Below are 26092 nucleotides of genomic sequence, written 5' to 3' on the forward strand. Positions count from 1 at the left end.
ATGCTTCTAATGAAAAAAGTTGTACTTGCTGCACTGCTTGCCAGCCTGAGCCTGAGCGCTTCTGCCGCGCAGACCCTGCGTTTCGCGACCGAGGCGTCTTATCCGCCGTTTGAATTTGTCGACTCCGACAACAAAATCCAGGGCTTTGATGTCGATCTGGCCAATGCGCTGTGCAAAGAGATCGATGCGACCTGCACCTTTACCAACCAGGCCTTCGACAGCCTGATCCCCAGCCTGAAATTCCGCCGTTTTGACGCGGTGATGGCCGGCATGGATATCACGCCAGAGCGTGAAAAGCAGGTGCTGTTCACCAAACCTTATTACGACAACTCTGCGACCTTCATCGCGCAGAAAGGCAAGCTGGCGGACGTTGCGGCGCTGAAAGGCAAGCGTGTGGGCGTGCAGAACGGCACCACGCACCAGAAATATCTCTCTGACAAGCACAGCGACATCACCATCGTGCCTTACGACAGCTACCAGAATGCGGTGCTCGACCTAAAAAATGGCCGTATTGATGCGGTGTTCGGGGATACCGCCGTGGTTAACGAGTGGCTGAAGCAGAACGCCAACCTCGCCGCGCTGGGTGAGAAAGTGACCGACAAAGCCTACTTCGGCACCGGCCTCGGCATCGCCGTGCGTCAGGGCAACAGCGAACTGCAGCAGAAGTTCAACGGCGCGCTGGATAAGATCAAAGCCGACGGCACCTACAAAACCATCTACAACAAATGGTTTCAGCAGTAATTTCTGATGAATGAAATGATTCCACTCGCAAGCGCCGCCGGCATGACCGTCGGCCTTGCCGTTTGTGCCCTGATCGCCGGCCTCGCGCTGGCGATGATTTTTGCTGGCTGGGAATCGCTGCGCTGGAAACCGCTGGCGTGGATTGGTACCGGGCTGGTGACGCTGATTCGCGGCCTGCCGGAAATTCTGGTGGTGCTGTTTATCTATTTCGGTGCCTCGCAGCTGCTGCTGACGCTGTCGGACGGCTTCCAGCTCAATCTGGGCCTGTTCACCTTGCCGGTGCAGATGCAGATTGAGAACTTTGATGTCAGCCCGTTCCTGTGCGGCGTGATTGCGCTGGCGATGCTCTATTCGGCTTACGCCTCTCAAACGCTGCGCGGTGCGCTGAAAGCGGTGCCGTCCGGCCAGTGGGAATCAGGCCAGGCGCTGGGCATGAAAAAGTCAGCGATTTTCTTCCGCCTGATTATGCCGCAGATGTGGCGCCATGCGCTGCCCGGACTCGGCAATCAGTGGCTGGTGCTGCTCAAGGATACGGCGCTGGTGTCGCTGATTAGCGTCAACGATCTCATGCTGCAGACCAAAAGCATTGCGACGCGCACCCAGGAGCCGTTTACCTGGTATCTGGTGGCTGCCGCGATCTATTTAGTGATTACGCTATTCAGTCAGGCGGTGCTGCGCCGTATTGAATCACGTACCACGCGCTTCGAGCGGGGGGCCTGACGCATGCTGGCGTATTTACCTGAGCTACTGAAAGGCCTGCATACCAGCCTGACGCTGACGGCCGCCTCGCTGGTCGCCGCGCTGCTGCTGGCGCTGCTGTGCACCATTGTGCTGGCGCTGAAGCTGCCGCTGCTCAACTGGCTGGTCAAAGGCTATATCACCCTGTTTACCGGCACGCCGCTGCTGGTGCAGATTTTCCTGATCTATTACGGTCCCGGCCAGTTCCCCAGCATTCAGAACGTGCCGTGGCTCTGGCATTTACTGTCGCAGCCGTGGCTGTGTGCCATGCTGGCGCTGTCGCTTAATAGCGCAGCCTACACCACACAGCTGTTCTACGGCGCGGTGCGCGCCATTCCGGCCGGGCAGTGGCAGTCCTGCGCCGCGCTGGGCATGCGCCGCCGCGATACGCTGCGTATTCTGCTGCCGTACGCGTTTAAGCGCGCCCTCTCCTCTTACTCCAACGAAGTGGTGCTGGTGTTCAAGAGTACTTCGCTGGCCTATACCATTACGCTGATGGAAGTGATGGGCCACGGCCAGCTGCTGTATGGCCGCACCTACGACGTCACCGTATATGCTGCCGCCGGTCTGATTTATCTGGTGGTTAACGGCCTGCTGACGCTGCTGATGCGCCTGGTCGAGAAGCGCGCGCTGGCGTTTGAGCGCCGCAACTGATCGTCTGACGCGGTGCGAAGGAAAGCGCCGCGTCCTTCCTCACTGTATTTGATCATAGCGAAATAAATTTTTAATCATATTTATTGCATACAAATGCATTAACTGGCATCGTGTAAATCGTTTCGCCTCTGGCATGGTTTACAGGAGCCTTATAATGAAAAAATGGATTGTTGCGGCAGTGATGGCAACACTGGCAATGAATGCTTATGCGGCAGAGAAAATTCGCTTTGCTGCCTCAGCCACCTATCCCCCGTTCGAAGCACTCGATCAGAATAACCAGATTGTCGGTTTTGATATCGACCTCGCTAAAGCGCTGTGTCAGCAGATGCAGGCCGAGTGCACTTTCACCAACAATGCCTTTGATAGCCTGATTCCTTCGCTGAAATTCCGTCGCTATGACGCGGTCATTTCCGGCATGGATATCACCGCCGAGCGCAGTAAGCAGGTCGATTTCACCCAGCCCTACTACGCCAATTCGGCGATTGTCATCGCCCACCAAGGTGAATATAGCGACTTTAGCCAACTGAAAGGCAAACGCATCGGCGTGGAAAACGGCACCACCCATCAGAAATACCTGCTGGAAAAGCATCCGGAAGTGATTGCGGTGGCCTACGACAGCTACCAGAACGCGATCCTCGACCTGAAAAATGGCCGGCTCAACGGCGTGTTTGGTGACAGCGCAGTCGTCAATCAGTGGCTGAAGGCCAATGCGGATTTGAGCGCGGTCGGCGAGCACATTACCGACAGCGACTACTTCGGCACCGGGCTCGGCATTGCGGTGCGCAAGGGCAACAGCGCGCTGCTGCAACAGCTGAATAGCGCGCTGGCGGCGTTGAAAGCCAACGGTCGCTGGCAGCAGATCAATCAGAAGTGGTTCCCGGAATAAGCATTATGGAGTTGCGTGGCGCCGGGCCTGCCAGGTTCTGCACGTCCTCAGCGCAGCCGGGCGCTACGCGATTCCACCCTTACGACGTAGTAATGTCAGCACCTCGAAATGTGCGGTGTGCGGGAACATATCGAACAGCTGAACGCGGCTGATGTCATAGTCGGCCAGGCGGGCAATGTCCTGCGCCATGCTGGCGGGATTGCAGCTGGAATACAGGATGTAGTCCGGCGCCATGCGGCTCAGCCAGGCGCACAGTTCTGCGCCAATACCGCGACGTGGCGGATTGACCAGCACCAGCTGCGGCACGCTCGTATGCCCGGTGGCAAACTGCGTGGAATCCAGCGCGGCAAAACTCACCTGCTCTAACCCCAGCTGCTGCGCCGACTGCTGCGCGCAGGCGATGGCTTCCGCACTGATTTCAATGCCGGTCAGCTGCATCTGCGGCGTGGCGCAGTGCAGGCCAAAGCCGCCAACGCCACAGAACAGATCCCACATGCTGTGCACCGGCAGTTCTGCCACCCAGTCGCGTGCCGTTACGTACAGCGCAGCCGCCACCTGCGGGTTAGTCTGGAAGAAACTTTGCGGGCGGATATACAGCGGCACGTCGTTAAAGCGTTCCGGCAGCGCCTGCTCAGGCGTCAGCGCAATCTCCTCCTCGCCCTCCAGTATCGCCATGTGCACCGGCTGAATATTGGCGGAGATCACCTGCAGCTGCGGCAGCTGCTGTTGCAGCCACGGCAGCGCGGCGCGCAGCTGCGCCAGTTTGCTGTGCGAGCGCAGGACAAAACGCAGCATCATGCCGCCCTGGGTACTCTCCGTCAGCAGCAAAAACTTCAGCTCGCCGCGTTTGCGCGCCACGTTGTACGGCGTCAGACCGGCACGGGCGATAAAGGGTTTCAGCACGTCGAATACCGCCGCGAAGCTGGCGGGATAGAGCGGACAGGCGCAGAGATCCACCGGCTCGCCGTCACGCGCCACCATGCCGAACAGCGGTTTTTCCACGCTGCCGCTCACCACCATCTTGGCTTTATTGCGAAACCCCTGCTGCGCCGAGGTGTTCGGCGGCCGCCAGTCGGCGACCGGCATGCCGTCCAGCAGCTGCGTCAGCTGCGTCTGCTTGTCGCTGAGCTGTTGCGGATAGGGTTTTTCCAGCCACTGACATGAGCGACAGCGACCGGCCTGATAAAGCGCGCAATGCATGGAAAGGCCTGTATTGAGAATCGGGAGCAAAAACGGGGGCCGATTGTATCACCGGCTGCGGAAAAATGCGCGACTGCTGGCCGGCACAAACAGCAGCAGCAGCACCAGCACATCCGGCAGTTTCTGCAGCAGCGTGTGGTGAATAATCTGCGCGTTATTCTCGCCGGGAATGCTGAAAATCTCCGGATAGATCCAGCCCACCGACGCCATCAGCATGTACAGCAGCACCATGATCTGCGTGGCCACATAGCCCCAGCGCCCGGCATTACTGCCGCGCATCAGGGTAAAGGCACAGCGCAATTCAAACAGGAAAATCAGCTGGCTGGCGATAAAGATTAGCGTGGAGTCCCACGCCTGCGCGCTGCGGTGCACGAAATTGGCGATTTCGTCATAGCCCAGCTCATTGGCCAGCATCAGCACGCTGATACAGCGCGTGGCGATAATGGCGCTGCCGGCAATGGTCACCGGCACGGGCGTGGAGGTTAACACCAGGTTTTTCAACGTTTCCGACATTGCGCGCGCTCCATAAGAAAAGGCTGACAGAGTCAGCCTTGCTTATATTGGCAAATGTTGCGTCACTCAGCCACGTTTTGCTTTCTGAATATCGCGCAATCGCTGTTTTTCTTCGTGCGCCATAAAGCGCCAGGCGATAAAGCCGACCAGCCCGACCACAAACAGAATCAGCGAGGCCAGCGCGTTGATCTCCGGATTGACGCCGCGCCGCACCGTGGCAAAGATCGCCATCGGCAGCGTAGTAGCGCCCGGCCCGGTGACGAAGCTGGCGATCACCAGGTCGTCCAGCGACAGAGTAAACGCCAGCAGCCAGCCGGTAATGATTGCCGGGGCAATCATCGGCACGGTAATCACGAAGAACACCTTCAGCGGCGTGGCGCCGAGGTCCATCGCCGCTTCTTCAATTGAGCGATCCAGCTCGCGCAGCCGCGAGTTGATCACCACCGCCACGTAGGCGGTACAGAACGTGACGTGCGCCAGCCAGATGGTCAGCATGCCGCGATCGCCCGGCCAGCCAAAGGTATTGCCCATCGCCACGAACAGCAGCAGCAGCGACAGACCGGTGATCACGTCGGGCATTACCAGCGGCGCGGTGAGCATGAAAGCAAAGCCGCTGTGGCCGCGAAAACGCCCGAAGCGCACGATAATCACCGCCGCCATGGTGCCGAGCACCACTGCCATGGTGGCCGACAGCGCCGCGATGGTCAGGCTCAGGCCAACCGCATCCAGCATCGCATCATCCTGGAACAGCACGCGATACCAGTGAAACGAGAAGCTCTCCCATACCGTCACCAGCTGCGAACTGTTGAAGGAGTAAACCACCAGCAGTAGCATTGGCGCATACAGGAACAGGAAGCACAGCGCCAGAATCGCGGTGCGCCACGGAGAGCGGATTACCGGTAGCTGATTCATCCCTTCTCCCCCATTTCACGGTTTTGATGTTTGTGGAACCAGACGATAGGCAGAATCAGGATCAGCAGGATGATCACCGCCAGCGCCGAGGCCACCGGCCAGTCGCGGTTGTTGAAGAACTCCTGCCACAAAATGCGCCCAATCATGATGCTGTCCGGTCCGCCGAGCAGTTCCGGGATCACGTACTCGCCCACCGCCGGGATAAATACCAGCATTGAGCCAGCAATAATGCCGCCTTTGGTCAGCGGCACGATGACGCTGAAGAAGGTTTTCAGCGGGCGCGCACCGAGGTCGAGCGACGCTTCCACCAGCGAATAATCAATACGCGTCAGCGCGGTGTAGATCGGCAGCACCATAAATGGCAGGTAGCAGTAAACGATACCGATATACACCGCCGTGTTGGTATACAGGATGATCAGCGGATGATCGATCACGCCAAGCCACATCAGGAAGCGGTTGAGGATCCCGTTGTTGTTCAGCAGTCCCATCCACGCATAGACGCGCACCAGGAACGAGGTCCACGACGGCAGGATCACCAGCAGCAGCAGGATGGTGCGCATTGAGGGCTTGCTGTGCGCCACCGCCCACGCCAGCGGATAACCGATCAGCAGACAGATCACCGTTGAGATCGCCGCCACCTTCAGCGAGGTGAGATAAGCTTCGGCGTACAGCGGATCGTCGGTCAGCGTCAGGTAGTTGCCCAGATTGAGCACCAGGTTGAGCTGGTCGTCCGCCCAGGTCACCAAATCGGTGTACGGCGGAATGGCGCGCGCAATATCGGCGAAACTGATCTTCAGCACGATGAGGAACGGCAGCATAAACAGCAGGATTAGCCACAGATAAGGCAGCGCGATCACCAGCTTGCGACCGTGCTGCATTTTCATGCGCGTGCCCCAGCGCTGCAGCGGTGTGCCCGCTACCTCCGGCTCGCTGCGTTGAGAAATCTGGCTCATAGCGCCTCCTTAAACCGTCAGGACCACACAGCTGTCGGCATCCCAGCACAGGCGCACTTCATCGCCCCAGGTGGGCGCGCCTTTCCGGTAGCGATGCGCATTCTGCAGCTGGGCGCTGATCATCTGGCCGCTGCGCAGCCGTACGTGGTAAATCGACAGATCGCCGAGATAGGCGATGTGCACCACTTCGCCGACGGCAAAGTTGCAGCCGTCGGCCGGCACCTCGTCGCACAGCATGACTTTTTCCGGCCGCAGCGCCACGTGCACCGGCACGTTGTCCACAATCGACACATCGGTCTGCACCTTGAGCGGATGCATCAGCCCCGGACTGTCGATCACCACGCCTTCGTCGCGGCGTTCGCGCAGCAGGCCATCAAACACATTCACCGAGCCGATAAACTCGGCGCTGTAGCGGCTGGTCGGGTGCTCGTAAATCTCTTCCGGCTCGCCGATCTGCACAAATTTACCGCGGTTCATGATGGCGATGCGGCCCGCCATGGTCATGGCTTCTTCCTGGTCGTGGGTCACCATCACGCAGGTAGCGCCTACGCGCTCCAGAATATCTACCACTTCGTGCTGCATGCGGTCACGCAGTTTTTTATCCAGCGCGCCCATCGGTTCGTCGAGCAGCAGAAGCTTGGGACGTTTCGCCAGGCTACGCGCCAGCGCCACGCGCTGACGCTGGCCGCCAGAAAGCTGGTGCGGCTTACGTTTGGCGTACTCTTCCATATGCACCAGCGCCAGCATCTCTGCCACGCGGCTGCTGATTTCGCCTTTCGGCAATTTGTCCTGCTTCAGGCCAAAAGCGATGTTCTGTTCCACCGTCATGTGCGGAAACAGCGCGTACGACTGGAACATCATGTTGATGGGCCGCTGATACGGCGGCACGTGGGACAGATCCTGACCATCCAGCACAATCTGGCCGCTGCTGGGAATTTCAAAGCCGGCCAGCATCCGCAGCAGCGTGGACTTGCCACAGCCGGAAGCGCCCAGCAGTGCGAAAATTTCGCCTTTGTAAATGGTCAGGCTGACATCATCCACGGCGTGCTGGCCGTCAAACGATTTCGTCAGGTTGCGGATTTCCAGCAGCGGCGTTAACGCCTTAGCCGTTTTATTTTGGGGGCGGGGAATCGCGTCGTTCACTCACATGTCTCCGGCGCTAAGCGGGATAGCGCGGCACAGCCAGCCGCTAAATGACACAACAGAGGCCAGCACCGCGCCTCTGTTGTCGTTTACCGATAAGGGAATCCGTTCAGAACGAATTACTTACCACTTTTTACTTTAGTCCATGCACGGGTACGCGCACGATCCAGTTTCGGATCCTGGACCTTGAGCACAAACAGTTTGGCCATCGCTTCCGGCGTCGGGAAGATACCCGGATTGTTGCGCACATCCGCATTGATCAGCGGCAGCGACGCTTTGTTGCCGTTGGCGTAGTTCATCTTGTTGGAGACGTCGGCAATCACTTTCGGATCCATGATGTAGTTCAGCCACTGATAAGCCGCATCCAGGTTTTTCGCGTCTTTTGGAATGGCCATCATGTCGAAGAACGCCAGCGCGCCCTCTTTCGGTACGCTGTAACCGAGATGGACACCGTTGTTGGCTTTCACCGCGCGATCTTTCGCCTGCAGAATATCGCCAGACCAGCCGATGGCGACGCAGATGTTGCCGTTGGCGAGGTCATTGATGTACTGCGAAGAGTGGAAGTAGCGGATATTCGGCCGCAGCTTCAGCAGCAGATCGGTCGCCGCGCCGGTGTAATCTTTCGCGTCAGAGCTGTTCGGATCTTTGCCGAGGTAGTTCAGCACGGTGGCAAAAATCTCTTCTGGCGCATCGAGGAACGAAACGCCGCAGCTCTTCAGTTTTTCCAGGTTTTCCGGCTTCAGCACCAGATCCCAGCTGTTCACCGGCGCATCGGCGCCCAGTGCCGCTTTGACTTTATCGATGTTATAGCCAATACCGGTGGTGCCCCACAGGTAAGGAATGGCGTATTTGTTACCCGGATCGTGCTGGGCCACTTTCGCCATCAGATCGGGATCGAGATTTTTATAGTTAGGCAGCTTGCTCTTATCCAGCTCCTGGAACACACCAGACTGCAGCTGACGCGCGAGGAAGCTCGACGACGGTACCACCACGTCATAACCGGTGCTGCCGGCCATCAGTTTGCCTTCCAGCACTTCATTGGAGTCAAACACGTCGTAGACCACTTTGATGCCGGTCTGCTTTTCAAAATTGGGCACGGTGTCGGCCGAAATATAATCGGACCAGTTATAAACGTGCAGCGTTTTATCCTCTGCCTGAGCGCCCACGGCCGCAGCCATCAGCACACCTGCAACCACACCTGGCAACCATTTTTTTGACTGGTTGATCATGTTTTTCTTCCTCCTGAGCGGGTCATCACAACGCTGCATACACGCGATCCGGTCGTTGCGTTGTCTGTAAAATTACAGCCACACAATGAATCAATATTCAGCGGGAGTTTAATAGCAAAAACCTATAGCTGCGCCGTAGTTGCACGTATCAGACAGCCCCGCAAGAATAGCCCCCCTGATTCCTGCGTGCCAGATCTCAGCTTAAAAAACGCCTTTTTGCGATAAGTTATGCATGTTTCTGCTATGCACTCTGGCACTAGCGGCATAAAGCACGACTAATATCTGGCAATAAAGGGCAAAATGCAGAATAAAAAGTGGTGGGCCTGAAATGAAAACTGCCGCAAAAAGCGGCAGTTAGCAGGAGGGGAAAAATCAGTGCAGCATGCTGTGGCTGCTGACGCTCGGCGGACGCTCCTCGTCTTCGCCCATCATCAGCAGATGATTGGCGAACGCTTCCATGATCACCATCGAAATCCCCTCTTCGCTCTGCTTCATGAAGTGGGTGAACTGACCAAAGGTGATGCCGGCGCTTACGCTGATTGACTGGCAGACAATCAGCTTCGGCAGGTTGTCATCCTGTATATCGATAAAGGCTTTCACCGTCAGCGAACTGGCATTGATTTGCGACAGTTCACCAACCAGCGGGATCAGCGCGGTGGGCTTTACTTCTGCCAGCGCCGAGAAGAGGATAACGTTATCCACCAGGTCGATTTTCGCGTCAAACACCCCGTCAAAATTCTGCATATGCGGCAGATGCAAAGCCTGACAGGCGTCGCATTCGAACCAGGTGATATTTTGTTGATCCAGCCAGCGACGCAGCATGTCGATGTCAGGAACGACCAGTGAATCCATCGTTGTATCCTGTGGGGTGAATAAATAAGCGCCTTAGCTTACGGAAAAACAGTCGCAGATGCCACGAAAACCGCGCAAAAGCGCGGTTCAGCCCCCGGTTTTCGGACGATAACCGGGACAGGCGTGCTGCTCAATCCAGCGGATCATCATGGCGGCAATGTCTAAACCGGTGCTGCCTTCGATGCCCTCCAGCCCCGGTGAGGCATTGACCTCCATCACCAGCGGACCCCGGTTGGCGCGCAGAATATCCACGCCCGCCACGGCTAATCCCAGCGTCGTGGCCGCTTTGACCGCGATCTCGCGCTCCTGATCGGTAATGGTGACGGCGCGGGCGCTGCCGCCACGGTGCAGATTAGAGCGGAAATCGCCCTCTTTCGCTTCCCGCTCAATCGCCGCCACCACTTCGTCGCCAATCACCAGGCAGCGGATGTCGCGCCCGCGCGCCTCTTTAATGAACTCCTGCACCAGAATATGCGCATTGAGACCGCGAAACGCATCGATCACGCTCTCTGCCGCCTGGCGGGTTTCCGCCAGCACCACGCCGATCCCCTGCGTCCCCTCCACCAGTTTCACCACCAGCGGCGCGCCGCCGACCATGGCGATAACATCCTGTGTATCATCCGGCGACGAGGCAAAGCCGGTAACCGGCATGTCGATGCCCTCGCGCGCCAGCAGCTGCAGCGAGCGCAGCTTGTCGCGTGCACGGGTAATGGCCACCGACTCGTTGAGCGGATAGCTGCCGAGCATCTCGAACTGACGCAGCACCGCCGTACCGTAAAAGGTGGTGGCGGTGCCGATGCGCGGGATCACCGCGTCAAAATGGCCGAGCGCCTCACCGCGATAGTGCACCGCCGGCGAGTCGGAGTTGATGTTCATGTAGCAGGAGAGCGGATCGATCATCTGCACCTGATGGCCACGCGCTTCCGCGGCTTCACGCAGGCGTTTACAGGAGTAGAGCGCGCCGTCACGGGTGAGAATGGCCATCTTCATTGCAGCGGTCCCTGTACTTAGCGCGTTGCCCAGCCCTGCTGATGCAGGTAGTCCAGCATAAACGGTCGCGTTTCTTTAATGATCAAACGCTGAATCAGTTCACTCCAGGTTTCCGAGCGCTGATTGCTGTCGCGCTGCTGATAGTAAGCGGTGATTTGCTGGTCATATTGCGCCAGCACCGCTTTATCCAGCGGCTGGTAGCGGTTTTCATGCACCAGCATCGCCTGCGGCATGCGCGGCTTGACGTCCGGTGACGCGTCGGGATGGCCGATGCAGAAACCAAACAGCGGCAGCACAAACTTCGGCAGCCCCAGCAGCTCCGTCACCTGCGCGATGCTGTTGCGAATGCCGCCAATAAACACGCCGCCTAAACCGAGCGATTCCGCAGCGATCATGGCGTTCTGCGCCATCAGCGCGGTATCGACACAGCCCAGCAGCAGCTGTTCGGCACGGCCCAGCTGGGCCTCAGGGCAGATTTGCTGGTGGCGGTTGAAGTCGGCGCAGAATACCCAAAACTCCGCTGCGGCGCTGACCCACGGCTGGCCGCCGGTGAGCTGCACCAGCTGCTCGCGCAGGGCACGGTCGGTCATACGCACGATGGAGGAACACTGTAAAAAACTGGAGGTCGAGGCCGCCTGCGCCGCAGCGATAATCGCGCTGCGCTGGGCGTCATCAATCCCCTGCTCAGTAAAGGCGCGAATGGAACGGTGGCTGCAAAGCAAATCAATAGTCGGCGTCATAATCCTCTCCGGTTACTTCTTTTTGTGGTTGTGATTGAACAACTGCGGTGCCATCGCCTTTGCGGTGCGCCACATCATCAGCCACGCTGCCGGCAACATCAGCGCAATGCCGAGGAAAAACAGCAGCGTTGCCAGCGGTTTTTTCGCCATGAATGCCGGTGCCGCCAGCCAGTCGTTGACCAGCAGCAGCGCGCCAATCACTGCCAGCACGCCCAGCGCTTCCAGCAGTAGCACGGGTTTGGGCAACGTCGCCAGATTACGCATGGTTCAGGGCTCCTCAGTGTTCATCTGTTTCTGCTGCAGGTGATACCCGATTACTGTAGTACGGCATTGTGACCGGGTATAGACAGCGCGCATTAGAGTAACAGGCAATTTCTGCTTTTCTTAAGCAGGATGGGCGGGCATGATGTGACGCATTATTCACGCTGTGATGTGAGACAAGTCACAAAACAGCAGCGGAAGGAGAGAAGCAATGATTGCAGTGATTTTTGGCCGTTCCAGCTGCCCTTACTGCGTACGAGCAAAAGAGTTAGCCACGAAGTTAACCAGCGAGCGCGACGATTTTAATTATCAGTACGTCGATATCCAGGCGACCGGCATCACCAAAGCCGATCTGGAAGCGCGTGCCGGCAAACCGGTTTCTACCGTGCCGCAGATCTTCCTCGACGACCAGCACATCGGTGGTTACACCGAATTTGCGGCGTGGACCAAAGAAAACCTCGGCATCGAAGCCTGACCTGACGGGCCTGCGGGCCCGCCTTCGCTTCACTCAGCTGGTGCGCATCGCCAGCATAATGCGCAGCAGGCGCACCAGCAGCGCACCGCACCCCGCCCAGAATAGTGCACTCAGGCTCCACGCCGTCACCAGCAGCAAGCTGTGCGTCATCGGCATCACCAGCCACACCCACATCATACCCAGCAGCGTCCCGCCCAGCGCGATCCACAGTGTGCCGATCAGCGGACTGTCCGGCTGCAGCAGCGCCATCACGATGCCCGGCAGCAGAAACAGCAGCAGTTCCGGCTGTCCACGCACCGCCTGCGTCGCGGCGGCGGACCAAAAATGATGTGCAAAAATAAACACCAGCGTATAAAGCATCACGCCCAGAACCGATGCTGGCCAGCGATTATTGCGCTGCAACATACCTCTCCTCAACTTTGACGTTAACAATATTGAAACTTTTAACTGCCCTGATGCGCTTACGTGGAAATAAAAAGAAACAGCTGAAGGCAGAAGGAATGAAAACTGCTGATAGCTGAGGGTGTTAATTATGATTAGAATGGCGCCGCTTTATGTGGGTCACAGATTAAGAACATTCGGTGACCGGGCCGTGCGCTGCCGTCACAAGATAGCGAAAAAATCCCCTCCCATCAACCCGTTACAGGTAAATAAGAAGTTAAACCGTGAACATTAACGTCGCAGAATTGTTAAGCGGAAATGACGTTCTGTTATTATTTGTCGTATTAGCCCTCGGCCTGTGCCTGGGTAAATTACGCCTTGGCTCCGTACAACTCGGTAATTCTATTGGTGTGCTGGTGGTTTCGCTGATTCTGGGTCAGCAACACTTCGCGATTAATACTGACGCCTTAAGTCTGGGCTTTATGCTGTTTATTTTTTGTGTCGGGGTGGAAGCCGGTCCCAACTTTTTTTCCATCTTTTTCCGCGACGGTAAGAACTATTTCTTTCTGGCGATCGTCATGGTGGTCAGCGCCCTGCTGATTGCGCTGACGCTCGGCAAACTGTTTGGCTGGGATATCGGCCTCACCGCCGGCATGCTGGCCGGCTCGATGACCTCAACGCCGGTGCTGGTGGGCGCAGGCGATACGCTGCGGCAAAGCATCAGCGACACGCAGCTGCTGGGGCGCATGCAGGATAATCTCAGCCTGGGTTACGCCCTCACCTATCTGATTGGGCTGGTCAGCCTGATTTTCGGCGCACGCTACCTGCCGCGCCTGCAGCATCAGGATTTGCCGACCTGCGCCCAGCAAATCGCGCGCGAGCGCGGTCTGGATGCGGACAGCCAGCGTAAAGTGTTCCTGCCGGTAATTCGCGCCTACCGCGTTGGTCCGGAGCTGGTTGAGTGGAGCGGCGGCAAAAACCTGCGTGAGCTGGGGATTCACCGTCAGACCGGCTGCTACATTGAGCGCCTGCGGCGTAACGGCATTCTCGCCAGCCCGGACGGTGATGCAGTTTTGCAGCTCGGCGACGAAATTTCTCTGGTGGGCTATCCGGATGCCCATGCGCGTCTCGACGCCAGTTTCCGTAATGGTAAAGAGGTGTTCGATCGCGATCTGCTCGACATGCGCATCGTCACCGAAGAGATCGTGGTGAAAAACCACAACGCGGTGAATAAACGCCTGAGTCATTTAAAACTGACCGATCATGGCTGCTTCCTGAACCGGGTGATCCGCAGCCAGATTGAGATGCCGATCGACGACAGCATTATGCTCAACAAAGGCGATGTGCTGCAGGTGAGCGGCGAAGCGCGCCGGGTGAAAAGCCTGGCCGATCGCATCGGCTTCATTGCTATTCACAGCCAGATGACCGATCTGCTGGCGTTCTGCGCCTTCTTTATCATCGGCCTGATGATCGGCATGATCACTTTCCAGTTCAGTAACTTCAGCTTTGGCCTGGGCAACGCCGCCGGGCTGCTGTTTGCCGGCATCATGCTCGGCTTCCTGCGCGCCAACCACCCGACGTTTGGCTACATCCCGCAGGGTGCACTGACCATGGTGAAAGAGTTTGGCCTGATGGTGTTTATGGCCGGGGTTGGCCTGAGCGCCGGCAGCGGCCTGCAGCACGGTCTCGGCAGTGCGGGCGCGCTGATGCTGCTGAGCGGCCTGCTGGTGAGTCTGATGCCGGTGGTGATTTGCTATCTGTTCGGCGCTTATGTGCTGCGCATGAACCGCGCGCTGCTGTTTGGTGCCATCATGGGCGCGCGCACCTGCGCACCGGCCATGGAGATTATCAGCGATACCGCGCGCAGCAGCATTCCGGCGCTCGGCTATGCCGGCACCTACGCCATTGCCAACGTCTTGCTGACGCTGGCGGGGACGCTGATCGTCATCATCTGGCCGCTTTTGCCTGTTTAAAAATATTTTTACACGCGTCAGAACTAATCGGACGCGATGCAGTCTGAATAAGTGCCACTGCTTTTCTTTGAAATCCCCAAATTGAGGAGCCCGTTAGCCTTCTGCTAGCGGGTTTTTTTATGCCTGCTACGCGCCCCCCTTAAGGTTTCCCTAAGCGTGATTTGCCACCCTGTGACTCTGGTTTCGCTATTTGCAAATATTCATGCAACTTTCATCAAAGTTAAACACTCCAACAACCCGCAGTGAGATTCGGAGCGCGGCTATTTATTCTCTGTCCGCGCGCTTCTACGCTATCAACCTTATTTTGCTGGCAATTCTGGCGCTGGCGTTTCTGTGGTGGTCGCGTAACGAAAGCCTCGACATCGCCATCAGCCAGCGCTGGTTTGATCCGCTCACCCGGCGTTTTCCGTGGCAGCACAACCGCTGGCTGGATCTGATCAACCATCGGCTGATGAAGGATATGATTATCGCTGGCGCGGTGCTGCTATTACTGCGCGGCCTGCAACAGCGTGACGCCCGGCGTGTGCTGGTGGTCCTGCTGTTTGGTATGGGGCCGCTGGTGGTGGGCATGCTGAAGGCGCACAGCGCGCACTCCTGTCCGTGGGATCTGGCGCTGTTCGGCGGCAATGCCGCGAGCTTTCCGCTGCTGGCGGCGGTGCCGGCCAACAGTGGCCCCGGCCAGTGCTTTCCGGGCGGCCATGCTTCCAGCGGCTTTGCGTTGATGGCGCTGTTTTTTTTGTGGTGGCCGGAGCGTCCACGCCGCGCGCTGCTGGCGCTGGCAGTGGGAATCGCCTGTGGCCTGCTGATGGGCTATGGCCAGGTGATGCGTGGTGCGCACTTTTTCTCCCACAATTTGTGGGCGGGCTGGTGGGTGTGGCTCAGCCAGCTGCTGATTTTTGCCGCAATTTCTTTTTGGGTAAACAAGACGAGGACGAGGAAACGTGATGGAAGCTCTTAACCACACCCTCTTTTTATGGATTAACGCCACGCCGGATTCACCCGCGTGGCTGCTCAGCCTGGCGACCTTTATCGCCAAAGATGTGATTGCGATTGTACCGTTGCTGATTGTCGCCCTGTGGCTATGGGGACCGCGCGATCAGCTGCAGTCGCAGCGCGCGCTGGTGCTGAAAACCGGCATGGCGCTGATTTATGCGCTGAGCATCTCCTGGTGCGTGGGCCAGCTGCTGCCACACCCGCGCCCGTTCGCCATTGGCTTTGGTCACCAGTTCCTGTCACACGCTGCTGATGACTCCTATCCCAGCGATCACGGCACCACGATTTTTACCTTCGCGCTGGCGTTTATTTTCTGGCACCGTCTGTGGTCCGGGGTGGTTTTGCTGGCGATTGGCAGCGCTATTGCCTGGTCACGCGTGTATCTCGGCGTGCACTGGCCGCTGGATATGCTGGGCGGTTTTCTGGTGGGGTTGCTTGGCTGTCTGGCTTCGCATCTGGCGTGGCAGCTGTACGGTCAGCGCATGCTGGCGCTGACGCATCAACTCTACCGCGCCCTGTTCGCGATGCCGATTAAAAAAGGCTGGGTGCGCGGATAAACTCAGCCGGCAGGCGGGTTAGCCACGGGCTGACCCGCCGTCCTGAGATTAACTGAACCACTTACCAAACCAGCCGTTGAATTTCATCATAATGAAATCCCAGATGCGGCCAATAAAGCCGGCTTCTGGTACATCCTCCATCGCCACCAGCGGACGCTGCTCAATGGTTTTGCCATCCAGCTGGAAATCGATAGTGCCCACTACCTGATTCTTTTTCAGCGGCGCTTCCAGCTGCGGTGTGTTGAGGGTAAAGCTGGCCTTGAGATTTTTCATCTGCCCTTTCGGGATAGTGATCGCCGCATCCTTCGCCACGCCGAGGTTGACCTGGCTGTTTTCGCCAAACCACACGCGCTGCTGGGCAAACGGTTTATCCGCTTTAATCGGCGTAACGGTTTCATAGAAACGGAAGCCCCACGTCAGCAGCTTTTCACTCTCGCGAAAGCGAATGGCATCGGTCTGCGCGCCCAGTACCACCGAAATCAGGCGCATATCGCCATCGACCGCTGAAGCAACCAGATTGTTGCCCGCCCCTGAGGTATGCCCGGTTTTGATGCCGTCAACCTTAAGGTTGCTACTCCACAGCAGGCGGTTGCGGTTCATCTGTTTGATATTATTAAAGGTAAATTCTTTTTCGCTGTTCAGCGCATACTCTTCCGGCACATCACCAATCAGGCGCTGGCCGATGATCGCCATGTCGCGTGCGGTGCTGTACTGGCCTTCGGCGTCCAGACCGTGCACCGTCATGAAGTGGGTGTTTTGCAGGCCAAAGGCTTTAACGTAATTGTTCATCAGGCCGATGAAGGCATCCTGACTGCCGGCGACATAATCCGCCAGCGCGATACAGGCATCATTCCCTGACTGAATCACCACGCCCTTATTCAGTTCCGAGACCGGGATGCGATCGCCCGGCTTGAGGAACATCAGCGACGATCCGCGCAGTTTCGGATTGCCGGTGGCCCACGCGTCCTGGCCGATAGTGACCATATCGTTGTTAGTAATTTTGCCGGATTTCAGCGCCTGACCCACTACATAGCTGGTCATCATTTTAGTCAGACTGGCGGGATCGAGACGCTGATCGGCATTGGACTCCGCCAGCACTTTGCCGCTGCTGTAGTCCATCAGAATCCACGCTTTGGCCTCAATCTGCGGTGGCGGAGGTGCCTGCTCGGCCTGAGTGGTGACGGGAACGAAAAGCAATAATAATGAAGTGGCCGCCACTGGCCGCCAGACCGAAGTCAGGGAAGTTTTTCTCATGAGCGTGACCCAATTGTCCTTGTAAAATCACGGATTTGTGCAGGTAAGACATGTCTTACCAAACGCTAACGGTTCACGCCGGTGAAAAAAACCGCCAAACCGTAAAGTTTTTTAGAGTTTGTTAGAGTAACCCTGGCATTAAGGCCGCTGCGCTGCCAGTGCGCGGGCGTCAGGGCAGAGGAAAAATTGCGAGAAATTCCGAATTTTCGCAGAACAGTTAAGCCAGTCACAAAATTCCGCTAACCTGATGCCAGTCAGCCCGAGGAGAATCATGATGGACTTAGCCGTTTTCGATCTGGATGAAACCCTGATTTGTGAAGACAGCACCAGCCTCTGGCTGCGCTGGCTGGTTTCGCAGGGGTTTGCACCGGAAGAGATCATTCGTCAGGAGCAGGCGCTGATGGCGCAATACCACGCCGGCAGCCTGTCGATTGAAGAGTACATGCGCACCACGCTCTCACCGCTCACCGGTATGGCGACCCTCACCGTCGCAGGCTGGGTGCGGCGCTTTATTCATCGCGATATCCTGCCGCGCGTCTTTCCCGCCGCGCGCGAACGCATTCAGTGGCATCAGCAGCGTGGCGACACGGTAATGATTATTACCGCCAGCGGCGATCACCTCGCCGTGCCGATTGCGGAACGGCTGGGCGTACACGGCGCGCTGGCGATTGGCGTGGAAGTGGTCGATGAACGCTACAGCGGTGAGATTTACGGCACCGCCACTTACCGTGAAGGCAAAGTTTCACGCCTCAGCGACTGGCGAGCGCTGCAGCAGGATCAACGTTTTGAGCGCACCTGGGCGTATAGCGATTCGATGAACGATCTGCCGCTGTTGTCGCATGCCGATCATGCATGGGTGATTAACCCGGACGCGCTGCTGCAGCAGGAAGCGCAGCAGCGCGGCTGGCAGGTGTGTAACTGGGTGCGCTGATTAACCGCGCGCGGCGCTGGCGGCATCCGCCAGCCCGACTTTCAGCAGCTTGCCATTGGCCTCATCAGTCAGCACATACAGATAACCATCCGGCCCCTGACGAACATCGCGGATGCGTTCGCCACGGTCGCCCAGCAGCCGCTGCGCCTCTTCGACCTTCTCGCCGTTAACGCGCAGACGGATCAGACTTTTATCTTTCAGCGCACCGATAAACAGCGAGTTTTTCCACTGGGGAAAGCGCGCGCTATTGTAAAACGCCATGCCGCTGATGGCCGGCGATTGCTGCCAGTAAAACAGCGGTTGCTCAGTGCCGGCAACGGCGCTGCCCTGCGCTTCCGGCACTTTCTGCCCGCTGTAATCAATGCCGTATGTCGCCAGCGGCCAGCCATAATTTTTGCCCTTCGCCGCCAGATTCACCTCATCGCCGCCGCGCGGGCCGTGTTCACTCTCCCACATCTGCTGCGTCCATGGATTGAGCGCCAGCCCCTGCGGGTTGCGCACGCCGTAAGACCAGATCTCCGCGCGTGCGCCCTGACGATGGTTAAACGGATTATCCGCCGGCACCTTGCCGTCCTGCGTCAGGCGAACAATTTTGCCCGACAGTTTGTCCAGCTGCTGCGCGCTGCGGCTGGCAAAGTTATCGCCGAACGCGATGTACAGATAGCCCTGGCGATCAAACGCCAGTCGCGTGCCGATGTTGGCACCGCCGGACAGTTTCGGCGTTTGCTCCAGCACCACCTTAAAATCCTGCAGATGACGGAGATCTGCGCTGAGCGTGCCGTAACCCACCACGCCGCCCGCGCGGCCGGTGTCATCGGCGGTGGTATAGCTAAGCCACACCCGACGGCTTTGCGCGAAGTCCGGCGCCAGCACCACATCCAGCAGACCGCCCTGGCGGTTGGCCCACACGTCGGGTACGCCACTAATCGGCTGCGATAGCCCCCGGCCCGGCTGCCAGCTGCGCAGCTGTCCGGAACGTTCGGTAATAAGCAGGGTTTGCTGGTCGGGCAGAAACGCCACCGACCACGGATGATCGAGCTTGTCCTGTAACACCTGCACCTGGACATCGGCCGCCAGCGCGGTAAAGGAACCGCTGAGCGCGCCAGCCAGCAGCGCAACACGCCATAAACGCATGGGATTCTCCTTTTCACAGTCTGCCGTTAAGGGTAGTCAGCCAGTAAGAAAGGATGTGCAGGATTTACAAAACATTAAGCCCGGCGCAGTGGCCGGGCGGATAGCAGGCAGGATTATTCGAAGCAGGTTTCCGGGTTTTCCGACAGTGAAATGAAGGATTCACCGCCTTTGGTCAGGGCAATAATGCCGCCGCTTTCAATATCATAAACCCAGCCGTGCAGGCGCAGCTTGCCTTTACGCAGCGCGACCGAAACGGAAGGATGCGTTTTGATATTGTTGAGCTGGGCAATCACGTTCTCTTTCACCATTTCGTTGAGGCGTTTCTCAACCGATTCGTAGTTGCGCTCTTCCACCACCGCTTTTGCCGCATTGGCGTAGTGCAGCCAGTGATCAACCGCCGGCATGCTCTCGAGATCGGCGTTGGACGCAATCGCGTTCATCGCACCACAGTTGGAGTGACCACAAATAATAATCTCGGTTACGCCCAGCGCGACCACCGCATACTCAATGGTTGCCGACACGCCACCCGGCTCCGGACCAAACGGCGGGACGATATTACCGGCGTTACGGATCACAAACAGCTGGCCCGGCTCCGACTGAGTCACCAGCTCTGGCACCAGACGGCTATCCGAACAGGAGATGAATAAAGCTTTAGGATTCTGGTTGGACGCCAGACTCTTGAAAAGATCCTTCCTTTCAGGAAACACATTCTGTTGAAAATTCAGAAAACCTTTGACGATCTCTTGCATTTGTCTGCTCTCACATTATCCACTTCAGCCCCGGCAGAGAGAAACTCACCGCTGGCGCGCTTTAAAATTCTGTAATGTCGATAATAACTTACAATTACCAACCCGATATTTAAGCAAAATCGACCCGCTTGCACAACCCGGATGTCCGCCATGCTCACTAAGCGTACACCAAACAAAATGTTGCGCCAGGTAACCGCCCTGCCCTGACATATAATATTATTAGATTGACAATATTAGATTTACTCTTTATTTTCTAATTATCCCTTGCAGGGATGGCAGGTGAAAAGAGGTGCATTGTGGTTGAAGTATCCTGGTCTAAACGTGCCCTGAAACACCTGATGAAGATCGACAAACGCTATCAAAAAAGCATCTTTGAAAAGACATCCCAGCTGATCGCCTTTCCGGCCGTCGCCCTGGACATCAGGAAGCTGCAGCAGAGTGATAATCGTTACCGTCTGCGGGTGGGCGATTATCGGGTTATCTTTGCGTTGATAGAGGGAGAGCCTGTCGTTCTTGAGATTGTAGAAGTTGCACGCAGAACCTCTCATACTTACTGATACTCTGCGGGGGAAACCCCGCAGCTATGCACCTGATGACATTGGCCGCGACCTGACGCTACCCGGATAACGTATGTCAAAACAGTATATTTATGATGAAGCAGGCGAACCGCAATTCGTGGTTCTGCCTGTCGCGGAGTACGAAAAGCTGCTTTCAGATGCGGAAAGCAACTGGACAACCCTCGCAATTGAAGCGGATGAACATGATGATGAAACCGTGCCGCATGACGTGGTTGGCATTATGCTCAGCCAGGATATCAGTCTGCAGGCGGCCTGGCGTGTTTACCGTAACCTCTCGCAGCAGTATGTAGCTGAACAATTAGGGACCACGCAAAGTGCAATTTCCCAACTGGAACGCAAAGAGAGTAAACCACAGAAAAAAACGCGCGAGCGCTTAGCCCGACTCTACAGCTGCCGTCCGGAACAATTATTGCTGTAATTCCCCCGGCCACCGTTTGCGTGGCCTTTTTCTCTGATTTCGACAGCGCTTCCCTATACATTTTCCTCGTCAACCTCTGTACAATCGCGCTCCTGTCCACCTTAATTATGATGAATTTTTATCCTTATGAGCCATGTCAAAAATCCGCCGCGTGTAGGCTTCGTCTCTCTCGGCTGCCCAAAAAACCTCGTCGACTCTGAACGCATCCTGACGGAACTGCGGACAGAAGGCTACGACGTGGTGCCACGCTACGATGATGCGGAGATCGTCATCGTTAACACCTGTGGATTTATTGACAGTGCCGTACAGGAATCACTGGAAGCGATTGGTGAAGCGCTGAACGAAAACGGCAAAGTGATCGTCACCGGCTGCCTCGGCGCCAAAGTGGATCAGATTCGCGAAGTGCATCCGAAAGTGCTGGAGATCACCGGCCCGCACAGCTACGAGCAGGTGCTGTCGCACGTGCACACTTACGTGCCAAAACCCGAGCACAACCCGTTCCTCAGCCTGGTGCCGGAACAGGGCGTGAAACTGACGCCGCGCCACTACGCTTACCTGAAAATTTCCGAAGGCTGTAACCATCGCTGCACTTTCTGCATCATCCCGTCAATGCGTGGCGATCTGGACAGCCGTCCGATTGGCGCAGTACTTGATGAAGCTAAACGTCTGGTGGAAGCCGGCGTAAAAGAGCTACTGGTGATCTCGCAGGACACCTCCGCGTATGGCGTCGATGTTAAACACCGCACCGGTTTCTGGAACGGTTCGCCGGTGAAAACCAGCATGGTCAGCCTGTGTGAGCAGCTGGCGAAACTCGGCGTCTGGGTGCGTCTGCACTACGTTTATCCGTATCCGCACGTCGATGACGTGATCCCGCTGATGGCCGAAGGCAAAATCCTGCCTTACCTCGATATTCCACTGCAGCACGCCAGCCCGCGCATCCTGAAGCTGATGAAGCGTCCGGGCGCGGTTGAGCGCACGCTGGAGCGCATCAAACGCTGGCGTGAAATCTGTCCGGAGCTGACGCTGCGTTCCACCTTCATCGTGGGTTTCCCGGGCGAAACCGAAGAAGATTTCCAGATGCTGCTCGACTTCCTGCGTGAAGCGCGCCTCGATCGCGTTGGCTGCTTCCAGTACAGCCCGGTTGAAGGCGCCACGGCTAACCAGCTGCCGGATCAGGTCCCGGACGACGTCAAGCAGGCGCGTTTTGACCGCTTCATGCAGCTGCAGCAGCAGATCTCCGCAGAGCGTCTGCAGGAGAAAATCGGTCGCGAGATTCTGGTGATCATCGATGAAGTGGATGAAGAAGGCGCGGTCGGCCGCAGCATGGCCGACGCCCCGGAAATCGACGGTGCGGTGTACCTGAATGGCGATCGCCAGGTGAAGGTCGGCGAGGTGGTGCGGGTCAAAGTCGAACACGCCGACGAATACGACCTGTGGGGCTCGCGCGTTTAACCGTACTTTTGCTGGTGCGCTTTTTTGCGCGCCAGATAATCGTTATCGGCGCGCAGCCGGTCCCAGCATGCTTTGAACACGGCCGCCGCAGCGGCCTTTTCTTTCTCTACCGTACGTGGCAGCTCTTTGCCGTCGGCATCGTATTTCCGTCCGCCCTGATGATTGCTGTAGCGGCGCGCGCGGGTGTAACCCATCTGAATAAATTTGCGCGCCATATCCATACCGACAAAATCATCCTGCGCGCGATACGCCTCGAACAGCTGCATGATTTTTTCTGATGACTGCTGCGCCAACTCGACGGTGCGAAAGCGCCAGTGCGGCAGAATTTCGCTCTTATAAGGTTCCACCATCAGCACCCCCTGCTCGCCGCGCCCGACCTGATACAGCTCCGGATGCTGACGAAAGTCGAGCTGTTTAAAATCCTGCTGGTAATTGAAGGGCTTCATCCCCTGGCCTCCTGTCCGTAACCATTACTGCGGTGAATTATTTCGCTGCCGCACTTTAGTGATGCTTTTTTCCACCGATAACATAACTACCGGCTCATTTGCTAAGAGATGCTCACATGTTCAACAAGATGAAAATTGTGACCGCCATTGTGGTTATTCTGGTGGTATTCACAGCCATGCAGGCCATATCCGGCTCGCTCTTTTTCTCCTCGCTGCGCGCGGGACAACATAATTTCACCGCCAGCAATCAGTTGTCTCATCAGCAGCGCGAGCTGGGCGACGGCTGGCAAACGCTGGTGAAAACCCGCGTCACCATCAACCGCGTGGCGATCCGTATTCTGAAAAATCAGACTGACGAGCAGTCGCTGGCGGCGATCAACAAGCTGCTGCTGGCAGCCGGTGCCTCGCTGGAAGCGGCGCAGCAGCACTTCAATCAGTATAGAAGCTATCCGCGCATCGACGGCCAGAGTGCGTCGACCGCCGATCTGATCGACAATAAATTCAAAGCGTTTGCCGCGCTGCTGCAGCAGTCCGCCGTGTTTCTGAAAGCCAATAACTACGCGGCCTACGGCAACCTCGATGCGCAGCAGGCGCAGGATGAACTGGAACAGGCTTATCAGCAGTGGCGCGATGAAAACATGCAGCTGATCAATCAGCGCAGCCTGCAAAATGACAGCAACTATCAGCAGGTGCTGATCATGATTGCCGTCATCGCGCTGGTGGTGGTGCTGATGGTGGCGGCGGTATGGACGCTGGTACGCCGCGTGCTGCTGGCACCGATGCAGCAGGTGCAGCAGCAGATCGAGCGCTTTGCCGAAGGCGATTTGTCAGCCAGCCTGCAGGTGGCAGGCCGCAGTGAAATGGCGGCCATTGCCGCCAGCCTGAATCATATGCAGCAGGCGCTGCTTGGTACCATTAATAACGTGCGCGACAGCGCGGATGCCATTTTTGGCAGCGCCAGTGCCATCGCCAACGGTAATAACGATCTCTCGGCGCGCACCGAACAGCAGGCTGCCTCACTGGAAGAGACCGCCGCCAGCATGGAACAGCTGACCGCGACCGTGAAGCAGAATGCTGACAACGCGCGTCAGGCCACGCAGCTGGCGAAAACCGCGTCGGACACCGCCGATAAAGGCGGTAGCGTGGTGGAAGGCGTGGTGAAAACCATGCGTGACATTGCGGACAGCTCGAAAAAAATCGCCGACATTACCAGCGTCATCGACGGTATCGCTTTCCAGACCAACATTCTGGCGCTTAACGCCGCGGTAGAAGCGGCGCGTGCCGGTGAGCAGGGGCGCGGTTTTGCGGTGGTGGCGGGCGAAGTGCGCAACCTGGCCCAGCGCAGCGCGCAGGCGGCGAAAGAGATCAAACTGCTGATTGAAAACTCCGTGCAGCGCGTGGATCTCGGTTCGCAGCAGGTCAGCAGCGCTGGCGATACCATGCAGGAGATTGTCAGCGCGGTGACGCGCGTCACCGATATCATGGGCGAGATTGCCTCTGCCTCTGATGAGCAGAGCCGCGGTATCGACCAGATTGGCCAGGCGGTGAATGAGATGGATCGCGTGACGCAGCAGAACGCCACGCTGGTGCAGGAATCGGCCAGCGCCTCGGCATCGCTGGAGCAGCAGGCCAGCCGGTTGTCATCAGCGGTGGCACGTTTCAACACCGGCGCGCGCCCACCCGCAGCAGTAACCGAGCGGGTGGTGAAACCGGTGCTGCCCGCCCCGACCCGCGCCCTGCCCGCGGCGGTGAGCCACGGTAACGACAACTGGGAAACGTTTTGATGGGCTAAGGCGTAAAAGGATACCGGTGCGCATGAATGCGCACCCTACAACAAGCAATGCCGCTGGACATTAATGTGCGAGCGGTAAAAAACGCGCAATGCCCTCATATCTCAATGTGCAGCCGACAATATGTTGCGCAATGACCTTGTAGGGTCGCCATTCATGGTGACCCAAATACTGCACGGACAAATATTTCCCCTGAATGGCGGCACTGTGGCTCCGGTTCATGCCTGCCAGCTCGAAAATCAGCTCTTCAGTTTCGGGTCCAGCGCATCGCGCAGGCCGTCGCCCAGCAAATTGAACGCCAGCACGGTGAGAAAAATCGCCAGGCTGGGGAAGATCGCCACGTGCGGTGCAATCACCATATCGGCGCGCGCCTCGTTGAGCATCGCGCCCCACTCCGGCGTCGGTGGCTGCGCGCCCAGGCCGAGAAAGGACAGGCTGGCAGCGGTGATGATCGAAGTACCGATACGCATGGTGAAATAGACCACAATCGACGACACCGTACCGGGCAAAATGTGACGCATGATAATGGTCCAGTCGGAAGCACCAATACTGCGCGCCGACTCGATATAGGTCTGATGTTTCAGCACCAGCGTATTGCCACGCACCAGACGGGCAAATGCCGGAATACTAAAAATCGCCACCGCCACAATCACGTTGCTCATGCCGCTGCCCATGATCGCCACCACCGCGATCGCCAGCAGGATGCCGGGAAACGCAAACAACACATCGCAGATGCGCATGGTGATGCGATCCCACCAGCCTTCGTAATAGCCCGCCAGCAGCCCCAGCACGGTGCCGATCACCGTGCCAATCGCCACCGAGAAGAAGCCGGCGATCAGCGAAATGCGCGTCCCGACCAGCACCCGGCTGAAGATATCGCGTCCAAGTGAATCGACGCCAAACAGATGCATCCACGACGGCCCTTCGTTGAGCCGGTCGTAGTCAAAATAGTTTTCGGCATCAAACGGGGCGATCCATGGGGCGATAAACGCCACCACAATCAGCAGCAACACAAACGCGCCCGCCAGCAGCGCCACATGCTGACGGCGAAAGCGCCGCCAGAATTCACGCCACGGCGTGCGAACCCGGTTTTCCGTCATCAGCGGCAGGGATTTCAGTGCCGCCTCGCGTCGCCAGTTCTTCAATTGC

Annotated in this window: 29 protein-coding genes; 13 read left to right on the forward strand and 16 right to left on the reverse strand. The window is 57.5% G+C overall.

Annotated elements, in window-relative coordinates; translation table 11 throughout:
* The first annotated feature begins 9 nt into the window (after window positions 1-9).
* From artJ (E7738_RS07760) to artJ (E7738_RS07775), 4 genes are all read left to right on the forward strand, one after another.
* The gene (gene artJ, locus E7738_RS07760) at window positions 10-741 is read left to right on the forward strand and encodes an arginine ABC transporter substrate-binding protein (RefSeq protein WP_021508372.1); all 732 of its coding nucleotides are present in this window, start codon (window positions 10-12) and stop codon (window positions 739-741) included.
* Between the two features lie 6 nt (window positions 742-747).
* On the forward strand, window positions 748-1461 hold the full coding sequence (artQ, locus tag E7738_RS07765) for an arginine ABC transporter permease ArtQ (protein ID WP_021508373.1): 714 nt from the start codon (window positions 748-750) through the stop codon (window positions 1459-1461).
* A 3-nt stretch (window positions 1462-1464) separates the two neighbouring features.
* The gene (gene artM, locus E7738_RS07770) at window positions 1465-2133 is read left to right on the forward strand and encodes an arginine ABC transporter permease ArtM (protein WP_021508374.1); all 669 of its coding nucleotides are present in this window, start codon (window positions 1465-1467) and stop codon (window positions 2131-2133) included.
* A gap of 154 nt (window positions 2134-2287) precedes the next feature.
* On the forward strand, window positions 2288-3019 hold the full coding sequence (gene artJ, locus E7738_RS07775) for an arginine ABC transporter substrate-binding protein (RefSeq protein ID WP_394516261.1): 732 nt from the start codon (window positions 2288-2290) through the stop codon (window positions 3017-3019).
* Window positions 3020-3082: 63 nt separating this feature from the next.
* Here artJ (E7738_RS07775) and rlmC read toward each other — a convergent pair whose 3' ends face one another.
* The 10 genes from rlmC to E7738_RS07825 form a co-directional block, all read right to left on the reverse strand.
* Window positions 3083-4219, reverse strand: a complete 1137-nt coding sequence (gene rlmC / locus E7738_RS07780; RefSeq protein WP_262256124.1) for a 23S rRNA (uracil(747)-C(5))-methyltransferase RlmC — start codon at window positions 4217-4219, stop codon at window positions 3083-3085.
* Between the two features lie 48 nt (window positions 4220-4267).
* Entirely contained in the window at window positions 4268-4732 is a 465-nt protein-coding gene (locus tag E7738_RS07785; protein WP_262256125.1) for a YbjO family protein, read from the reverse strand.
* Between the two features lie 66 nt (window positions 4733-4798).
* Window positions 4799-5644 (reverse strand): putrescine ABC transporter permease PotI, encoded by an 846-nt coding sequence (potI, locus tag E7738_RS07790; protein ID WP_058757786.1) that lies wholly within the window; start codon window positions 5642-5644, stop codon window positions 4799-4801.
* A complete protein-coding gene (gene potH / locus E7738_RS07795; protein ID WP_021508379.1) occupies window positions 5641-6597 on the reverse strand; it encodes a putrescine ABC transporter permease PotH in 957 nt (318 codons plus the stop codon). The genes potI and potH overlap by 4 nt, the downstream gene beginning before the upstream one ends.
* A gap of 9 nt (window positions 6598-6606) precedes the next feature.
* Window positions 6607-7740, reverse strand: a complete 1134-nt coding sequence (potG, locus tag E7738_RS07800) for a putrescine ABC transporter ATP-binding subunit PotG (protein ID WP_021508380.1) — start codon at window positions 7738-7740, stop codon at window positions 6607-6609.
* Between the two features lie 119 nt (window positions 7741-7859).
* Window positions 7860-8969, reverse strand: coding sequence for a spermidine/putrescine ABC transporter substrate-binding protein PotF (gene potF, locus E7738_RS07805; protein WP_021508381.1), 1110 nt, complete (start codon window positions 8967-8969; stop codon window positions 7860-7862).
* Window positions 8970-9341: 372 nt separating this feature from the next.
* On the reverse strand, window positions 9342-9821 hold the full coding sequence (locus E7738_RS07810) for a type III secretion system chaperone family protein (RefSeq protein WP_021508382.1): 480 nt from the start codon (window positions 9819-9821) through the stop codon (window positions 9342-9344).
* A gap of 87 nt (window positions 9822-9908) precedes the next feature.
* Complete coding sequence (gene rimK / locus E7738_RS07815; protein WP_021508383.1) at window positions 9909-10811, reverse strand: 30S ribosomal protein S6--L-glutamate ligase; 903 nt, start codon at window positions 10809-10811, stop codon at window positions 9909-9911.
* Window positions 10812-10828: 17 nt separating this feature from the next.
* A complete protein-coding gene (gene nfsA, locus E7738_RS07820) occupies window positions 10829-11551 on the reverse strand; it encodes an oxygen-insensitive NADPH nitroreductase (protein WP_394516262.1) in 723 nt (240 codons plus the stop codon).
* A 12-nt stretch (window positions 11552-11563) separates the two neighbouring features.
* Entirely contained in the window at window positions 11564-11815 is a 252-nt protein-coding gene (locus E7738_RS07825; RefSeq protein WP_021508385.1) for a DUF1418 family protein, read from the reverse strand.
* A 208-nt stretch (window positions 11816-12023) separates the two neighbouring features.
* On the opposite strand from E7738_RS07825, the gene E7738_RS07830 reads away from it, so the two are divergent.
* Window positions 12024-12287 (forward strand): GrxA family glutaredoxin, encoded by a 264-nt coding sequence (locus E7738_RS07830; RefSeq protein WP_010618314.1) that lies wholly within the window; start codon window positions 12024-12026, stop codon window positions 12285-12287.
* Window positions 12288-12320: 33 nt separating this feature from the next.
* On the opposite strand, the gene ybjM is transcribed toward E7738_RS07830, so the two are convergent.
* Window positions 12321-12692: an inner membrane protein YbjM gene (gene ybjM, locus E7738_RS07835; protein ID WP_021508386.1), complete on the reverse strand. Its 372-nt coding sequence runs from the start codon at window positions 12690-12692 to the stop codon at window positions 12321-12323.
* A gap of 260 nt (window positions 12693-12952) precedes the next feature.
* Between ybjM and E7738_RS07840 the strand changes: the two genes are divergently transcribed.
* From E7738_RS07840 to ybjG, 3 genes are all read left to right on the forward strand, one after another.
* A complete protein-coding gene (locus E7738_RS07840) occupies window positions 12953-14641 on the forward strand; it encodes an aspartate:alanine antiporter (protein WP_394516263.1) in 1689 nt (562 codons plus the stop codon).
* Between the two features lie 202 nt (window positions 14642-14843).
* A complete protein-coding gene (locus E7738_RS07845; protein ID WP_394516264.1) occupies window positions 14844-15599 on the forward strand; it encodes a phosphatase PAP2 family protein in 756 nt (251 codons plus the stop codon).
* Window positions 15586-16191 (forward strand): undecaprenyl-diphosphate phosphatase, encoded by a 606-nt coding sequence (gene ybjG / locus E7738_RS07850; RefSeq protein ID WP_021508389.1) that lies wholly within the window; start codon window positions 15586-15588, stop codon window positions 16189-16191. Before E7738_RS07845 ends, ybjG begins: the two co-directional genes overlap by 14 nt.
* 48 nt (window positions 16192-16239) lie before the next feature.
* Here ybjG and E7738_RS07855 read toward each other — a convergent pair whose 3' ends face one another.
* Window positions 16240-17445, reverse strand: a complete 1206-nt coding sequence (locus tag E7738_RS07855) for a serine hydrolase (protein WP_058780826.1) — start codon at window positions 17443-17445, stop codon at window positions 16240-16242.
* A 274-nt stretch (window positions 17446-17719) separates the two neighbouring features.
* Between E7738_RS07855 and E7738_RS07860 the strand changes: the two genes are divergently transcribed.
* On the forward strand, window positions 17720-18376 hold the full coding sequence (locus E7738_RS07860; protein WP_058780827.1) for an HAD family hydrolase: 657 nt from the start codon (window positions 17720-17722) through the stop codon (window positions 18374-18376).
* On the opposite strand, the gene E7738_RS07865 is transcribed toward E7738_RS07860, so the two are convergent.
* Window positions 18377-19510, reverse strand: coding sequence for a PQQ-dependent sugar dehydrogenase (locus E7738_RS07865; protein ID WP_127833855.1), 1134 nt, complete (start codon window positions 19508-19510; stop codon window positions 18377-18379). It lies immediately after the preceding gene.
* Between the two features lie 113 nt (window positions 19511-19623).
* The gene (locus E7738_RS07870) at window positions 19624-20259 is read right to left on the reverse strand and encodes a carbonic anhydrase (RefSeq protein ID WP_021508393.1); all 636 of its coding nucleotides are present in this window, start codon (window positions 20257-20259) and stop codon (window positions 19624-19626) included.
* Between the two features lie 296 nt (window positions 20260-20555).
* On the opposite strand from E7738_RS07870, the gene E7738_RS07875 reads away from it, so the two are divergent.
* The 3 genes from E7738_RS07875 to rimO all read left to right on the forward strand — a co-directional run bounded on the left by E7738_RS07875 (window position 20556) and on the right by rimO (window position 22707).
* The gene (locus E7738_RS07875; protein WP_031279864.1) at window positions 20556-20816 is read left to right on the forward strand and encodes a type II toxin-antitoxin system RelE family toxin; all 261 of its coding nucleotides are present in this window, start codon (window positions 20556-20558) and stop codon (window positions 20814-20816) included.
* Between the two features lie 73 nt (window positions 20817-20889).
* Window positions 20890-21255 (forward strand): helix-turn-helix domain-containing protein, encoded by a 366-nt coding sequence (locus E7738_RS07880; protein WP_021508395.1) that lies wholly within the window; start codon window positions 20890-20892, stop codon window positions 21253-21255.
* Between the two features lie 126 nt (window positions 21256-21381).
* A complete protein-coding gene (rimO, locus tag E7738_RS07885) occupies window positions 21382-22707 on the forward strand; it encodes a 30S ribosomal protein S12 methylthiotransferase RimO (RefSeq protein ID WP_104187018.1) in 1326 nt (441 codons plus the stop codon).
* Here rimO and E7738_RS07890 read toward each other — a convergent pair.
* Window positions 22704-23153, reverse strand: coding sequence for a DUF4385 domain-containing protein (locus E7738_RS07890; RefSeq protein ID WP_058775349.1), 450 nt, complete (start codon window positions 23151-23153; stop codon window positions 22704-22706). The two genes, rimO and E7738_RS07890, sit on opposite strands and share 4 nt — an antisense overlap.
* A 116-nt stretch (window positions 23154-23269) precedes the next feature.
* Here E7738_RS07890 and E7738_RS07895 point away from each other — a divergent pair, with 116 nt between their 5' ends.
* On the forward strand, window positions 23270-24937 hold the full coding sequence (locus E7738_RS07895) for a methyl-accepting chemotaxis protein (protein WP_021508398.1): 1668 nt from the start codon (window positions 23270-23272) through the stop codon (window positions 24935-24937).
* Between the two features lie 245 nt (window positions 24938-25182).
* On the opposite strand, the gene gsiD is transcribed toward E7738_RS07895, so the two are convergent.
* Window positions 25183-26088 carry a glutathione ABC transporter permease GsiD gene (gene gsiD, locus E7738_RS07900; RefSeq protein ID WP_058757796.1) on the reverse strand — a complete coding sequence of 302 codons (906 nt, stop codon included), beginning with the start codon at window positions 26086-26088 and terminating at the stop codon, window positions 25183-25185.
* Window positions 26089-26092 lie beyond the last annotated feature (4 nt).

It is taken from the genome of Pantoea sp. SGAir0430 (assembly GCF_043549295.1).

Coding starts and splice junctions, on each gene's coding strand:
- artJ (WP_021508372.1), top strand. CDS start 10: ATGAAAAAAGTTGTACTTGCTGCACTGCTTGCCAGCCTGAGCCTGAGC.
- artQ (WP_021508373.1), top strand. CDS start 748: ATGAATGAAATGATTCCACTCGCAAGCGCCGCCGGCATGACCGTCGGC.
- artM (WP_021508374.1), top strand. CDS start 1,465: ATGCTGGCGTATTTACCTGAGCTACTGAAAGGCCTGCATACCAGCCTG.
- artJ (WP_394516261.1), top strand. CDS start 2,288: ATGAAAAAATGGATTGTTGCGGCAGTGATGGCAACACTGGCAATGAAT.
- rlmC (WP_262256124.1), bottom strand. CDS start 4,219: ATGCATTGCGCGCTTTATCAGGCCGGTCGCTGTCGCTCATGTCAGTGG.
- E7738_RS07785 (WP_262256125.1), bottom strand. CDS start 4,732: ATGTCGGAAACGTTGAAAAACCTGGTGTTAACCTCCACGCCCGTGCCG.
- potI (WP_058757786.1), bottom strand. CDS start 5,644: ATGAATCAGCTACCGGTAATCCGCTCTCCGTGGCGCACCGCGATTCTG.
- potH (WP_021508379.1), bottom strand. CDS start 6,597: ATGAGCCAGATTTCTCAACGCAGCGAGCCGGAGGTAGCGGGCACACCG.
- potF (WP_021508381.1), bottom strand. CDS start 8,969: ATGATCAACCAGTCAAAAAAATGGTTGCCAGGTGTGGTTGCAGGTGTG.
- E7738_RS07810 (WP_021508382.1), bottom strand. CDS start 9,821: ATGGATTCACTGGTCGTTCCTGACATCGACATGCTGCGTCGCTGGCTG.
- rimK (WP_021508383.1), bottom strand. CDS start 10,811: ATGAAGATGGCCATTCTCACCCGTGACGGCGCGCTCTACTCCTGTAAA.
- nfsA (WP_394516262.1), bottom strand. CDS start 11,551: ATGACGCCGACTATTGATTTGCTTTGCAGCCACCGTTCCATTCGCGCC.
- E7738_RS07825 (WP_021508385.1), bottom strand. CDS start 11,815: ATGCGTAATCTGGCGACGTTGCCCAAACCCGTGCTACTGCTGGAAGCG.
- E7738_RS07830 (WP_010618314.1), top strand. CDS start 12,024: ATGATTGCAGTGATTTTTGGCCGTTCCAGCTGCCCTTACTGCGTACGA.
- ybjM (WP_021508386.1), bottom strand. CDS start 12,692: ATGTTGCAGCGCAATAATCGCTGGCCAGCATCGGTTCTGGGCGTGATG.
- E7738_RS07845 (WP_394516264.1), top strand. CDS start 14,844: ATGCAACTTTCATCAAAGTTAAACACTCCAACAACCCGCAGTGAGATT.
- ybjG (WP_021508389.1), top strand. CDS start 15,586: ATGGAAGCTCTTAACCACACCCTCTTTTTATGGATTAACGCCACGCCG.
- E7738_RS07855 (WP_058780826.1), bottom strand. CDS start 17,445: ATGAGAAAAACTTCCCTGACTTCGGTCTGGCGGCCAGTGGCGGCCACT.
- E7738_RS07860 (WP_058780827.1), top strand. CDS start 17,720: ATGGACTTAGCCGTTTTCGATCTGGATGAAACCCTGATTTGTGAAGAC.
- E7738_RS07865 (WP_127833855.1), bottom strand. CDS start 19,510: ATGCGTTTATGGCGTGTTGCGCTGCTGGCTGGCGCGCTCAGCGGTTCC.
- E7738_RS07870 (WP_021508393.1), bottom strand. CDS start 20,259: ATGCAAGAGATCGTCAAAGGTTTTCTGAATTTTCAACAGAATGTGTTT.
- E7738_RS07880 (WP_021508395.1), top strand. CDS start 20,890: ATGTCAAAACAGTATATTTATGATGAAGCAGGCGAACCGCAATTCGTG.
- rimO (WP_104187018.1), top strand. CDS start 21,382: ATGAGCCATGTCAAAAATCCGCCGCGTGTAGGCTTCGTCTCTCTCGGC.
- E7738_RS07890 (WP_058775349.1), bottom strand. CDS start 23,153: ATGAAGCCCTTCAATTACCAGCAGGATTTTAAACAGCTCGACTTTCGT.
- E7738_RS07895 (WP_021508398.1), top strand. CDS start 23,270: ATGTTCAACAAGATGAAAATTGTGACCGCCATTGTGGTTATTCTGGTG.